The sequence below is a fragment of the Actinomadura flavalba DSM 45200 genome, assembly GCF_000374305.1.
GTDB lineage: Bacteria > Actinomycetota > Actinomycetes > Streptosporangiales > Streptosporangiaceae > Spirillospora > Spirillospora flavalba.
On sequence record NZ_KB894096.1, the window covers coordinates 149568 to 162196 of the forward strand.

General features: G+C 74.7%; 10 protein-coding genes and 2 riboswitches. Of the genes, 6 read left to right on the forward strand and 4 right to left on the reverse strand.

The genetic code is table 11. The features are described from left to right. Positions 1-8 precede the first annotated feature (8 nt). Positions 9-2483 (reverse strand): flippase-like domain-containing protein, encoded by a 2475-nt coding sequence (locus C229_RS0116685; protein WP_018656226.1) that lies wholly within the window; start codon positions 2481-2483, stop codon positions 9-11. Between the two features lie 197 nt (positions 2484-2680). Beyond that, positions 2681-2776, forward strand: a riboswitch (glycine riboswitch). Further along, positions 2777-2883: riboswitch (glycine riboswitch) on the forward strand. Positions 2884-2959: 76 nt separating this feature from the next. Here C229_RS0116685 and gcvP point away from each other — a divergent pair. Both gcvP and C229_RS0116695 read left to right on the forward strand, forming a co-directional pair. Then, a complete protein-coding gene (gene gcvP, locus C229_RS0116690) occupies positions 2960-5836 on the forward strand; it encodes an aminomethyl-transferring glycine dehydrogenase (protein WP_018656227.1) in 2877 nt (958 codons plus the stop codon). Between the two features lie 188 nt (positions 5837-6024). Beyond that, on the forward strand, positions 6025-7122 hold the full coding sequence (locus tag C229_RS0116695; RefSeq protein ID WP_018656228.1) for a tetratricopeptide repeat protein: 1098 nt from the start codon (positions 6025-6027) through the stop codon (positions 7120-7122). Here the strand turns inward: C229_RS0116695 and C229_RS0116700 are convergent. Continuing rightward, on the reverse strand, positions 7119-7544 hold the full coding sequence (locus C229_RS0116700) for a PPOX class F420-dependent oxidoreductase (RefSeq protein ID WP_018656229.1): 426 nt from the start codon (positions 7542-7544) through the stop codon (positions 7119-7121). The genes C229_RS0116695 and C229_RS0116700 overlap by 4 nt on opposite strands. A gap of 70 nt (positions 7545-7614) precedes the next feature. Here C229_RS0116700 and C229_RS0116705 point away from each other — a divergent pair, with 70 nt between their 5' ends. Then, positions 7615-8223: an alpha/beta hydrolase family protein gene (locus C229_RS0116705; RefSeq protein ID WP_018656230.1), complete on the forward strand. Its 609-nt coding sequence runs from the start codon at positions 7615-7617 to the stop codon at positions 8221-8223. Between the two features lie 126 nt (positions 8224-8349). On the opposite strand, the gene C229_RS0116710 is transcribed toward C229_RS0116705, so the two are convergent. Both C229_RS0116710 and C229_RS0116715 read right to left on the reverse strand, forming a co-directional pair. After that, positions 8350-8553 carry a DUF5999 family protein gene (locus C229_RS0116710; RefSeq protein ID WP_018656231.1) on the reverse strand — a complete coding sequence of 68 codons (204 nt, stop codon included), beginning with the start codon at positions 8551-8553 and terminating at the stop codon, positions 8350-8352. Between the two features lie 269 nt (positions 8554-8822). Then, positions 8823-9416, reverse strand: coding sequence for a TetR/AcrR family transcriptional regulator (locus tag C229_RS0116715; RefSeq protein WP_018656232.1), 594 nt, complete (start codon positions 9414-9416; stop codon positions 8823-8825). A 151-nt stretch (positions 9417-9567) separates the two neighbouring features. Between C229_RS0116715 and C229_RS0116720 the strand changes: the two genes are divergently transcribed. The 3 genes from C229_RS0116720 to C229_RS0116730 all read left to right on the forward strand — a co-directional run bounded on the left by C229_RS0116720 (position 9568) and on the right by C229_RS0116730 (position 12460). After that, entirely contained in the window at positions 9568-9984 is a 417-nt protein-coding gene (locus tag C229_RS0116720) for a hypothetical protein (protein WP_018656233.1), read from the forward strand. A gap of 200 nt (positions 9985-10184) precedes the next feature. Beyond that, positions 10185-10862, forward strand: coding sequence for a maleylpyruvate isomerase N-terminal domain-containing protein (locus C229_RS0116725; protein WP_018656234.1), 678 nt, complete (start codon positions 10185-10187; stop codon positions 10860-10862). Positions 10863-11068: 206 nt separating this feature from the next. After that, the gene (locus tag C229_RS0116730; protein ID WP_018656235.1) at positions 11069-12460 is read left to right on the forward strand and encodes an MFS transporter; all 1392 of its coding nucleotides are present in this window, start codon (positions 11069-11071) and stop codon (positions 12458-12460) included. Positions 12461-12629 lie beyond the last annotated feature (169 nt).

Genomic DNA, 12629 nt, shown 5'->3' on the forward strand with positions numbered 1-12629 from the left:
CACGTCCGCTAGATCGCTTCCTTGCGCTGGAGATAGGCGAAGGCCCCCCACCCCGGCAGCACCGGCAGCCACAGCGTCAGCAGACGGAACAGCAGGACCGCCGACGTCGCGGTCTCCGCCGTCAGTCCCGAGATCGTCAGCGCCAGCGTCAGCGCGCCCTCGACGGCGCCGAGGCCGCCGGGGGTGGGCGCGGCCGAGCCGACCGCGTTCGCGGTGAGGAACACCACGACGACCGTCGTCCAGGGCAGTGCCCCGCCGAACGCGCGGACCGAGGCGTCCAGGCAGAGCACGAACCCGACCGTCAGCAGCAGCGTGCCGCCCAGGCCGGTGAGCATGTTGCGGGGCGACTGGACGACGTCCACCAGGCGCGGCACGACGCCGGAGAACATGCTGCGCAGCCGTCCGGCGACGATGCGCCGCACGCGCGGGATCGTCAGCGCGGCGGCCGCGAGGATCGCGACCGTCAGCACCGCGATGACGATCATCCGGGACGGCGCCAGGTCGCGGGTCGCGTTGCCGGTGGACCCGGTGAGGAAGCCGAACAGCACCAGCAGCAGGATGTGCACGCCCAGCCCGACGAGCTGCGACGCGCCGACGCTGGCCACGGCGAGCGTCGGCCGCACCCCCGACTTCTGGAGGTACCGGGTGTTGACGGCGACGCCGCCGACGGCGGCGGGCGCCACGAGCTTCACGAACGACGCCGCGACCTGCACGATCACCGTGCGGCCGAGCGGCAGCCGCTCGGGCACGAACCCGAGCAGCATGAGCGCCGCCGCCAGGTAGGTCAGGGCGGCGCCGCCGAACGCCACCAGAATCCACCACCACTCGGCGGTCGTCACCAGGTGGACGATGTCGACGCTGCTGACCTGCGGGACGACGATGTAGGCCGCGACGCTCAGCGCGACGATCGACACGATCGTGCGCGGCCGGAACCGCTCCAGCCGGATCGGCGGCGCCTCGCTCTCGGGCTCCAGCCGGACGATCTGCTCGCGGATGGCGGCGAGCAGTTCCTTCTCGTGCCGCAGCGCGGTCCGCGTCGCGCGCGACAGCGCGACCCGCTGGAGCAGCGGGACGGCGTGCGCCAGCGTCCCCTCGCCGAGCACGGTGGCGGCGGTGGCGACCGCGCGCTCCGGCCCGACGCGCAGGGCGAGCGTGGTGAGGAGCTGGGCCAGGTCGAGGCGGAGCGTGAGGTCGCCGGCGGCGATCTCCCCGGCGCCGAGCGCGGCGAGCCGGACGCGGCCGTCGCCGGTGACCAGCAGCGCCTCGGCGTCCAGCCGCCGGTGCGCCAGCCGCGCCGCCTGGAGGCGGCGGAACTGCCGCCACACGTCGACCAGCAGCGCGTCGGTGATCTCGTCGTCGTCGAGTTCGGACAGCAGCCGTCCGGGCACGTGCTCGTAGGCGAGCAGCGCCGCCTCGGTGCCGACCTCCACGGTGCCGACGAGCCGCGCGGTGCGGGCGCCGGACGCGCTGACGGCGTAGGCCATCAGGGACTCCTGCTCCAGCGAGCGCCGCAGCGACCGGACGGCCCGGCGCTGCACCGCCGCCCGCACCCGCACCAGCCGCCACACCCGGTACAGCAGCCCGGCGCTCTGCATGTCGCGGTCGAGCACGCGGACGTCGAGCTGCCATTCGCCGCGCGGCAGCGTGGCGCCGGTGGCGTCGGCCGGGGCGGCGCCCTGCGCGCGGGCGAGGGCGACGCCGTAGCGGCGGGGCTCGTCGGGGGCGTCGGCGAGCCGTTCGGCGCGCACCGGGCGCAGCCCGATGCGGGTGAGGGCGGCGACGACGGCGGTGCCCGACGGGCGCGGGTTCGGGGTGCCGAGCGCGTACAGGGTGCCGAAGCCGATGGCGCGGCCGAGGAAGTAGGTCTCGGCGAGGGCGGCGACCGAGGCGTAGGCGGCGGTCAGGCCGGTGAGGGCGGCCAGCCCGATCATCGTCCAGGTGGCGATCTGCCAGCGGGTGCGGCCGGACATGCCGACGGCGCTGACGAACGCGATGACGGGGGCGATGGCGGTGTGCACGGGGGCGGTGCCGGCGCCGCCCCAGATGAGCGAGTCGAGGACGCCGCCGTCGGTGGCGGGCGCGACAAGGTCGTCGAGCAGGACCGTCACCACGAAGGTGATCACGGCGGCGAACAGCGCGATCGCGACGCGCATGCCGCCCCGGTGCAGCAGCCGCTCGATCGCGAACGCGACGGGCACGGCCAGCACGCCGAACCCGGAGATCAGCGTGGCGAAGGTGAGCAGCGGGCGGGGCGCGTGCGCGGTGCCCTCGGCGATGTCGTTGGCGAGGCCGTGCGTGGTCTGCTGCGCGATCGAGACGAGCAGCATGACGGCGGCCAGGCCGATGAGCGAGGTGGCGAAGCGCAGCGCGTCGGCGGGGCGCCGGATGCGCTCGGGCAGGTCGGGCTCGTCGACGGGCACGCCGAGGACGCCGGTGGGCTCGGCCCGCCCGGAATCCGCCGTGGTGTCGCGCGTCTGCGTCACCCATCACCGCCTGACACAGCACCGCCTCGGGACGGCCCTTCCCCGCGAGAGGTCGCATGATGCCGCGCCACCGGGAGCCGTCGCTGTGGTCATCGTACCGATCACGTCGCGGACCGTGCTCCCGGCCACGGCCGGAGCGCATCCCCGGAGTGATCGTCACGGCGGTCCATTGGATAGGCTGCCGGGAGGAAAGCCGTCGACCCTGAGCGGGAGAGATCCCACGCAGCCGGCGCGGGACGCCGAAGGGGCAACCTCCCCGGAACCTCTCAGGCACCCAGGACCGCTCGGGCGAGGCACCTCTGGAAAGCAGGCGGCCGCACCGTCGCGGAGCCGCCTCACCGAAGGGGAAACCCCGCCGTACGCGGGTGAAGCTCTCAGGTGCCGTGACAGAGGGGGAGAAGGCCACACCGGCCCGCCGTCCGGCCGTGCGCCGGTGGCGGCCCTGAGCGACCGCTAGCCCAGGAGGCTTCTCTCACATGACGGCCCAGTACTTCGCCCCGGTGGCGTCGCCGCAGCAGCCCCGCGCGGCGTTCGCCGACCGCCACATCGGGCCCGCCGCCGGCGACCTGCACCGGATGCTCGCCGCCATCGGCTACTCCGGCGCCGAGGCCCTGCTGGACGCGGCCGTCCCCGCCGCGATCCGCACCGGCCGCCCGCTGGACCTGCCGCCCGCGCTGAGCGAGCCCGCCGCGCTGGAGCGGCTGGCCGAGATCGCCGCCCGCAACACGGTGCTGACCTCGATGATCGGCCTCGGCTACCACGGCACCACCACGCCCGGCGTCATCCTGCGCAACGTGCTGGAGAACCCCGGCTGGTACACCGCCTACACGCCCTACCAGCCGGAGATCTCGCAGGGCCGGCTGGAGGCGCTGCTGAACTTCCAGACCGTCGTGTCCGACCTGACCGGCCTGCCGGTGTCGGGCGCGTCGATGCTGGACGAGGGCACCGCCGCCGCCGAGGCGATGACGCTGGCGCACCGCGCCGGACGGCGCAGGGAGCCGGGAACGTTCCTGGTGGACGCCGACGTGCTCCCGCAGACGATCGAGGTCATCCGGACCCGCGCCGAACCGCTCGGCGTCGAGATCGCCGTCGCGGACCTGTCCGGCGGGCTGCCCGACGGCGACGTCTTCGGCGTCCTGCTCCAGTACCCGGGCGCGTCCGGCGTCGTCCGCGACCTCGCCCCGGTGATCGAGGCGGCGCACGGGCGCGGCGCGCAGGCCGTCGTCGCCGCCGACCTGCTGGCGCTGACGCTGCTGCGCCCGCCGGGGGAGTCCGGCGCGGACATCGTCGTCGGCTCCGCGCAGCGGTTCGGCGTCCCGTACGGGTTCGGCGGCCCGCACGCCGGGTTCCTGGCCGTCCGCGAGGGGTTGCAGCGGCAGCTCCCCGGCCGTCTGGTGGGCGTCTCGGTGGACGCCGACGGCGCGCCCGCCTACCGGCTCGCGCTCCAGACCCGCGAGCAGCACATCCGCCGCGAGAAGGCCACCAGCAACATCTGCACCGCGCAGGTGCTGCTGGCCGTCATGGCGAGCATGTACGCCGTCTACCACGGCCCCGAGGGGCTGGCCGCCATCGCGCGCCGCGCCCACGAGCGCGCCGCGTCGCTGGCCGAGGGGCTGCGGGACGCGGGCGTCGAGGTCGTGCACGGGGCGTTCTTCGACACCGTCCTGGCCCGCGTGCCGGGCCGGGCCGCGCAGGTGCTGGCCGCCGCGCGCGAGCGGAACGTCAACCTGCGCCCGGTCGACGCCGACCACCTCGCCGTCGCCTGCGACGAGACCACCACCGAGCAGCACGTCGCCGCCGTCCTGGAGGCGTTCGGCGCGCCCGCCGAGGTGCGTCCCGCCACCGAGGCGTTCCCGGCGGAGCTGCGCCGCGAGAGCCCCTACCTCAGCCACCCCGTGTTCCACCGGTACCGGTCCGAGACGGCGATGCTGCGCTACCTGCGCCGCCTCCAGGACAAGGACATCGCGCTGGACCGGTCGATGATCCCGCTCGGCTCCTGCACGATGAAGCTGAACGCGACGACCGAGATGGAACCGGTCACCTGGCCGCAGTTCGCGCAGATCCACCCGTTCGCGCCGCTGGACCAGGCCGCCGGGTACGTCGAACTGATCTCCGAGCTGGAGGACCGGCTCGCCGAGATCACCGGCTACGCCAAGGTGTCGGTGCAGCCCAACGCCGGGTCGCAGGGCGAGCTGGCCGGGCTGCTGGCCATCCGGGGCTACCACGCCTCGCGCGGCGACGGGCACCGCACCGTGTGCCTCATCCCGTCGTCGGCGCACGGCACCAACGCCGCGAGCGCCGTCATGGCCGGGATGCGGGTCGTCGTCGTGACGTGCGACGACGGCGGGAACGTCGATCTCGACGACCTCCGCGCCAAGATCGACAAGCACGGCGCCGAGCTGGCGGCGATCATGGTGACGTACCCGTCCACGCACGGCGTGTTCGAGGAGTCGATCACCGAGGTGTGCGACCTCGTGCACGCCGCCGGGGGCCAGGTCTACGTCGACGGCGCCAACCTCAACGCCCTCGTCGGGCTGGCCCGGCCGGGCGAGTTCGGCTCCGACGTCTCCCACCTGAACCTGCACAAGACGTTCTGCATCCCGCACGGCGGCGGTGGCCCCGGCGTCGGGCCGGTCGGCGTCCGCGAGCACCTGGTGCCGTTCCTGCCGACGCACCCGCTGCGTCCCGAGGTGGGCGACGCGGCCACGGGCGTCGGGCCGATCTCGGCGGCGCCGTGGGGGTCGGCGGGCATCCTGCCGATCTCCTGGGCCTACATCGCCATGATGGGCCCGGACGGCCTGCGCGCCGCCACCGAGGGCGCGGTGATCTCCGCGAACTACCTGGCGGCCAAGCTCGCCCCGCACTACCCGATCCTGTTCACCGGCCGGGACGGCCTGGTCGCGCACGAGTGCATCGCCGACCTGCGCAAGATCACCAAGGAGACGGGGATCACCGCCGAGGACGTCGCCAAGCGCCTCATCGACTACGGCTTCCACGCGCCGACCCTGTCGTTCCCCGTCGCCGGGACGCTCATGATCGAGCCGACCGAGAGCGAGGACCTGGCCGAACTCGACCGGTTCGTCGCCGCCATGGTGGAGATCCGGCGCGAGATCGAGCGCGTCGCCGCGGGGGAGTGGGACGCCGCCGACAACCCGCTGAAGAACGCCCCGCACACCGCCGCCGCCCTGCTGGCCGACGAGTGGAAGCACGCCTACACCCGCGAGGAGGCCGCCTACCCGCTGCCCTCCCTGCGCGAGGACAAGTACTGGCCGCCCGTCCGCCGGATCGACCAGGCGTACGGCGACCGCAACCTCGTCTGCTCCTGCCCCCCGCCGGAGGCGTTCGAGGACTGACCGCCACCGGCCCTCCGGGTGTCGGGGCGCGACGCCGGGCGCCCGGATCGCTAGGCTGTGTCGACGAATTCCCGGCCCGCGTCCGCCGTCTCCGGGCGGCGGACGCGGGCCGGGAGTCTGCGGGCCGCCGCCCCTGTGACGCGGGCCCCGAGATCCGAGGCCGACCGACCCCCGAGGGCAGCAGAGCGATGACGGAGACGCCCGATGCGGCGGAGTGGTGCGAGCGGGCCCGGCGGCTGGCCGAGGACGGTGAGCCCGACCGCGCGGCCGAGCTGTTCGCGCGCGTCCTCGGGCTCGGTGACGGCCCGTACCGGGCGCGTGCCGCGCTCGGGCTCGCCGTCGTCCTGGACGACGCCGGCGACGTCGCCGGGGCCCGCGCGGCGGGCCGCACCGCCATCGCCACCGGCGACCCCGAGTACGGCGCCCGCGCCGCCTACCACCTCGCGCTCGGGCACGAGCGCGCCGGGGAACGCGACGAGGCCGCGCCCGTGTGGCGGACCGTCCTGGAGTTCGGCACCCCCGAGTACCTGCCGCCCGCGCACCTGGCGCTGGCCCGGCTCGCGGACGACCGCGGCGACTTCGACGCCGCCCGGGAGCACTGGGAGGAGGCGATCGGCACCGGCGACGCCGAGTACGGCACGCTCGCCGCGCACGACCTCGCCCAGCGGCTGCTGGAACGCGGCGAAGCGGCCCGCGCGCAGCGCGTCCTGACCGCCGGGCTCAAGCTCATCGACCGCGACGCCGCCCCCTACGCGTACGCGCGGCTGGCCGTCGCGCTCGGCATCGCCTGCCTGGACCAGGCCATCGGCGCGTTCGGCGCCGCCCTCGGCGACGGACCCGCCGACCCCGAGGTCGGCCCGCTGGCCACCGAACTGCTCGCCCGCACGCTGCCGCTGCGCGGCCGCGACGAGGAGGCCCGCGACGCCTGGCGCCGCGGCCTGGCCGACCCGGGCGTCGCCGGGCAGGTCCGCGCCCGGCTCCGCCGCGACTTCGCCGACGACGCCGACACCGACGACCCGGCCGACCTGTGGTGGGAACCGGTCGTGGAACGCGCCGCCGCCGACGGCGCGCTGCCCGTCCTCACCGGTGAGGCGTTCGGCGCCCTGGACCACATGTACGCGCTGCTGGCCGTCCGGCACGCCGAGGACCCCTCCGGCGAGACGCCCGCCGCCGCGCACGCGGCCCTCACCGAGGCCGTCCGCGTCCCGGCCGCCTACCCCTGGGGGCCGCTGCTGGAGGAGAGCTTCGCCGAACGCCTCCGCCTCGCCCTCGGCGACGCCGGTTAGTCCGCCAGGTCGCGTTCCGCGATCACCTTGCCGATCTTGACGCGGACGAGGATCTCGCCCGGGACGGCGTTGCGGCGGCCGAACTCCTCGCCGCGCTCGGCGCCCATGTAGCGGGCGCCGATCGCGGTGGCGACGGGCAGCATCGCCTCGACGTCGTCGGTGAGTTCGACCGCACCGAGGATCGTGACGAAGGAGAACGGGGGCTCGTCGTCCTCGACGCAGAGCGCGAGGCGCGGGTCGCGGCGCAGCGCCCTGCCCTTGACGGTGCTGGCGCCGGTGTTGAAGACCAGGTCGTCGCCGTCCAGGACGAACCACACCGGCGTCACGTGCGGCGAGCCGTCCTCGCGGACGACCGCGACCTTCGCGGTGCGGGTGCCGTGGGAGACGAACGCGCGCCATTCACTCTCGGTCATGTGCTCCATGCGCTCAGTCTGCCGCACGTGATCATCCCGGTGCGTGAGCGGGTCGGGGCGGCGCGTTAGGTTGGGCGCCATGGAGATCGCCACCGGGGCGGGCCCGGCCGAGGTCACGTTCGACGACGTCGCCGGTCCGGCGTTCCTGCTCGTCCTCACGCACGGCTCGAACGGCGGCGTGGACGCGCCCGACCTGCTCGCCGTCCGCGACACCGCGCTCGGGCTCGGCGGCGCGGTCGCCCGCGTGCTCCAGCCGTTCCGGAAGGCGGGGCGGCGGGCGCCCGGACCGGCCGCCGCGCAGGACGCCGCCTGGCTGGAGATCCTCAAGCGGGTCCGGGGCCGGTACGGCGACGCGGTGCCGCTCGTCCAGGGCGGCCGGTCCAACGGCGCGCGCGTCGCCTGCCGGACGGCCGCCGAGGCGGGCGCCACGGGCGTGCTCGCGCTGGCGTTCCCGCTGCACCCGCCGGGCCGCCCGGAGAAGACCCGGGTCGACGAGCTGCGCGGCGCGGGCACGGAGGTGCTGGTGGTCAACGGCGACCGCGACCCGTTCGGCGTCCCCGACGCGGCGGACGCGGCGGCCGTCGTCGTGCTGCCGGGGGAGCGGCACGACCTGAACCGGGCACCGGACGCGGTCGGCGCGGCGGTGGAGCCGTGGCTGCGGCGCTGGGGCGGGCTCGGCGCGGGCTGAGCGCATGGGAAGACCGGCCCGCCGGGGGCGGACCGGTCGGCGACGGTCTCTGCTGGTCGTGCGGTGGGCGGCGGCCCCCCGAGGAAGATCACCCGTCCGGACTAGTCCCCCTAGTCCGCGCGGACGTCAGGCGGCGGACACGACCCCGAGGTCGGTCGGCCGGTGCGGTGCGATGATTCCCCCGTCGGGCAGCAGCTCACCGGTGTCCTCGAAGGTGACCACGCCGTTGCACAGCAGGCTCCACCCCTGTTCGGGGTGGTGGGCGACGGTGCGCGCGGCGTCGCGGTCGGACGCGCTGGCGATGGGACAGGGCGGCTGGTGCGGGCACATCGGCGTGCCTCCGGTTCCGTGCGGTGATCGCTGTCGAAATGTGGGACGCGTCTCAGTGTGGAACGGTTCGCCGTCCGCTCGCCATAGTCCGAACGGGCGATTATGAGGGGAGCCCGCCGTGGCGTCGTGCTGTGAGCCGTGTCACGCCGAGGCGCTGGGCACAGCGTGCCCGGTGCGCGTGAACGGACGGGTGCGACACGCCGGACGCCGCCCAAACGTTCCGGAGGGTGCGGTCACCGTCACGCACGGCGTCCTGGAGCGGCCACGCCCTAGCCGGGATTGACGCCCGCGAGGGCCTGGTCGAGCCCCGCCGCGAAGCGCGCGTCCCAGTCGATCGGGGCCTCGCCGGGCGTGCCGACCGAGTCGCCCGGGAACGCGGGCGTGCCGCGCACCTCCAGGGCCGCGTGGCCGAGGACGAAGCCGAGCAGCACGTGGGCGGCGACGCGCGCGGTGTCCTCCGGGACGCCGCCGCCGCGCATCAGCTCCAGCAGCGACGCCGTCGTCGTGGTGAGCGCGGCCGGGTTGCGGCGGGTGACGAGCAGCGGCAGCACGCCCTGGTGGGTGAGCAGCCGGGCCCGGTAGGCGACGGCCCAGCGGTGCAGCGCGTCCCGCCAGCCGGTCGCGTCGCCCTCGCTCGCGGGCAGCACCGCGACGTGCGCGACGAGGTGGTCGAGCAGCTGCTCCTTGCCGCGCGGGAGGTGGTGGTAGATCGCCATCGCCTCGACCTCCAGCGCGTCGCCGAGGCGGCGCATCGTCAGCCGGCCGAGGCCCTGGCCGTCCACGATCGACAGGGCCGCGTCGGTGATGCGGTCGATCGACAGGGGCGGGCGGTTCTGGGCGTTGATGCTGGGCTGCCGGACCATCGGGACGTCTCCCTGCCTGGAGTCTGCGCGGACGGACGTCACCTTACTGCGTAAAGAGCCGATTCTCGGTGTCCCGGCTCACACTCGGCGGGTCACCCGCGTACGCTGGCCTCGATCGGAACGTGTGATCGCAGATCGAAGGAGCACCGTCATGCCGCTGGGCCGCCGGGTCAGCAAGGACGTCGCCGGGCCGTACGAGGCCGACCGGCGCCTGGCCGGGGAGTACCGCACCCGCCTCGCCGAGGCCGGCGCGGCCGAGCGCGCCCTGCGCGACGCCGAGGCGCGCGACGCGGCCGAGCCCGAGCTGCGCGAACTGACGCTCGCCTTCGACCGCGCCCTCACCGCCGCGCTGGCCGGGGCCGAGGCCGCCGAGCGCGAGGCGATCGGCCCGCGCGGCTACGCGCTCCCCGAGCAGGACGCCAAGACGCGCCGCGCCGCCGAGATCGCCCGCCGCCGGGGCAAGGCCAAGCCCGCCGTCAAGCCGTGGACGGCCGAGGTCGACCGGCTGCGCACCGCCCGCGAGGCGCACCGGCTCGGGTTCCGCACCGTCCCGACGATCGCCGTCTGACGCGCGGCCGGGCGCGGCGCGCGCTACGTCCGGCACCAGGTCACACGGTGGCACCGGCCACCGATCTCTGAGAGCCTGCCCACCGGGGAACGTCCCGGCGCACCGGGGCGGGGCCGCGCGGGGGCGCGGCCGGAAGGGCAGGCCGCAGCGGTCCGGAGGGGGTTCCGGCCGCGCGCGAGCACGGGGGGTTGAGACACATCGTGGAGCGCACGCCTCCGGACCGGTCACGCGTCCTGGCGTCCTACACGGACGGGGTGCGGGCGATCCGCGCCCTGGCGGGACGGGCCGGCGACTGGGAGACGCCGACTCCGTGCGGCGACTGGCTGCTGATCGACCTGGCGGGGCATCTGCGGTGCGTCGCGGAGAACTACCTGGAGTACCTTCAGGACGCGCCCGACAGCCGGCTGGCCAAACTGTTCGCGCGGGACGCGGTGGCGGCCGTGCTGATCCGTCAGCAGGCCCGGCAGAACGCCGCCGAGCTGGCGGTGCTGCCGGCCGAGCCGGGCCCCGACCGCGTCACGGCGTTCACCGTGTCGGCGGGCGCCTACGCCGATCTCGTCCCCGACCAGTGGGACCGCACCCACCTGATCTACCGGGGCACCAAGTACTCGGTCGGCGACCACACCGGCGCCGCCTGCGTCGAGTTCCACCTGCACGCCTGGGACATGGCCCGCGCCCTCGGCACCGACCACCGCCCCGCCGACCCGGCCCTCCTGGTCTCCGCCTGGCACTGGGGCGTCCCGCACCTGCGCCTGCGCCCCCTGGCCACCACCGACCCCTGGGAAGCGGTCCTCCGCTCGTCCGGCCGCGACCCGTCCTGGCATCCGCCGCGCCCGCACCGGACGGCGCCCGCGCGCGCCTCCGCGCGCAGGATGTAGCGGGATGCCAGGGGCCGCCGCGTCGACCGGACACGGAGACCTTTCATCTCGTCACGGCGTCTGAGATCGCCCGGCGGTGGGTGTGTCTCACAGTCGGGTGTTTTCGGTGTGCGCAGGATGTAGCAGGGTGGGCACGTGGGGCATGGTTCGGTGTAACGCGGGGTTTCTAGGTTCGGCGCTGTCCGACGAGCCTGGAGGCAGACGAGATGACCGCGCTGACCGATGAACCCGTGACCGTGGCCCCGGCCGGCCGCGGGCGGGCCTGGATCGACGACTGGGCGCCCGACGACGAGCGGTTCTGGGCGGACAGGGGCCGCCGGATCGCCAACCGGAACCTGGTGTTCTCCATCCTCACCGAGCACCTCGGCTTCTCGGTGTGGCTGCTGTGGAGCATCGCGGTGCTGAGCCTGCCGAGCGTGGGGATCGGGCTGTCGGTCGGGCAGACGCTGTGGCTGACGACGGTGCCGAACCTGGTGGGCGCGGTGCTGCGGGTGCCGTACACGTTCGCCCCGGCGCTGTTCGGCGGACGGAACTTCACGGTGATCAGCGCGCTGCTGCTGCTCGTGCCGTGCGGGCTGTTCGTCTACGCGATCGAGAACCCGTCGATCCCGTTCTGGGTGCTGCTCCTCATCGCGGCGACGACCGGTCTCGGCGGCGGGAACTTCGCGTCGTCGATGGCGAACATCACGCACTTCTACCCGGCGTCGCGGCAGGGCCTGCCGCTGGGGCTGAACGCGGCGGGCGGCAACCTCGGCACGAGCGTGACACAGCTCGCGATGCCGCCGCTGATCGTGGCGTTCGGGCTGGTGGCGGTCGGCTGGGTGTGGATGCCGTTCATCCTGCTGGCGGCGGTGCTGGCCTACCTGTTCATGAACAACCTGACGAGCGCCGCGTCGTCGTACACGCTGCGGGAGATGGGCGCGAGCGCCCGGGACCGGCAGACCGTCGTCATGTCCGTCCTGTACGTGGGGACGTTCGGGTCGTTCATCGGCTACTCGTTCAGCTTCGGCGTGCTGATCAAGACGCAGTTCCCGGACGTGACGGGGTCGCACTTCATCTGGCTCGGCGCCTTCGCGGGCTCGGTGGCCCGGCCGTTCGGCGGCTGGCTCGCCGACCGGCTCGGCGGCGCCCGCGTCACGCTGGTGACGTTCCTGGTGATGGGCGCCGGGATCGCGGCGGTCGCGGCGGCGGTCGGTGCCGGGAGCTGGCCGTGGTTCCTGGCGGCGTTCCTGCTGGTCTTCGTGGCCACCGGACTGGGGAACGGCTCGACGTACAAGATGATCCCGGCGATCTTCCGCAGCCGCGCGGTGGCCGCGGCGGACGCGACCAAGGCGGGCGCGGTCGAGCAGGCGGTGGCGGCGTCCCGGCGCGAGGCCGCCGCCGCGATCGGCCTCATCTCGGCGGTCGGCGCCGCGGGCGGCGTCCTCATCCAGCAGACGTTCCGCGTGTCGATCGAGCAGACCGGCGGGATCGCCCCGGCGCTGCTCACGCTGGCGGGGTTCTACGGTGTCTGCGTGCTGCTGACCTGGGCCTGCTACCTGCGGCGTCCGCGCGGGAAGGCGGACGCGGAACGCAGTCTCGCGTCGGCCGGAGTGTGACGGCCCGCTGAACGACGGAATCGGCTCCTTCAGGCACTGAACGTGGGCGCCCCGGTGGTGAACCGGGGCGCCCACGCGTGTTCCGGCATGGCTCTTGCCCGTGGGCAATCCGCCCGGTTAGCATCGCGCTAATTGTTAGGAAACTTTCCTAACAGTGGACGGAGTCTGT

Bases quoted from the DNA above. Each gene is read 5' to 3' on its own strand.
- C229_RS0116730 (WP_018656235.1), top strand. From the start codon at position 11,069: ATGACCGCGCTGACCGATGAACCCGTGACCGTGGCCCCGGCCGGCCGC.
- gcvP (WP_018656227.1), top strand. From the start codon at position 2,960: ATGACGGCCCAGTACTTCGCCCCGGTGGCGTCGCCGCAGCAGCCCCGC.
- C229_RS0116710 (WP_018656231.1), bottom strand. From the start codon at position 8,553: ATGTGCCCGCACCAGCCGCCCTGTCCCATCGCCAGCGCGTCCGACCGC.
- C229_RS0116705 (WP_018656230.1), top strand. From the start codon at position 7,615: ATGGAGATCGCCACCGGGGCGGGCCCGGCCGAGGTCACGTTCGACGAC.
- C229_RS0116700 (WP_018656229.1), bottom strand. From the start codon at position 7,544: ATGGAGCACATGACCGAGAGTGAATGGCGCGCGTTCGTCTCCCACGGC.
- C229_RS0116715 (WP_018656232.1), bottom strand. From the start codon at position 9,416: ATGGTCCGGCAGCCCAGCATCAACGCCCAGAACCGCCCGCCCCTGTCG.
- C229_RS0116720 (WP_018656233.1), top strand. From the start codon at position 9,568: ATGCCGCTGGGCCGCCGGGTCAGCAAGGACGTCGCCGGGCCGTACGAG.
- C229_RS0116695 (WP_018656228.1), top strand. From the start codon at position 6,025: ATGACGGAGACGCCCGATGCGGCGGAGTGGTGCGAGCGGGCCCGGCGG.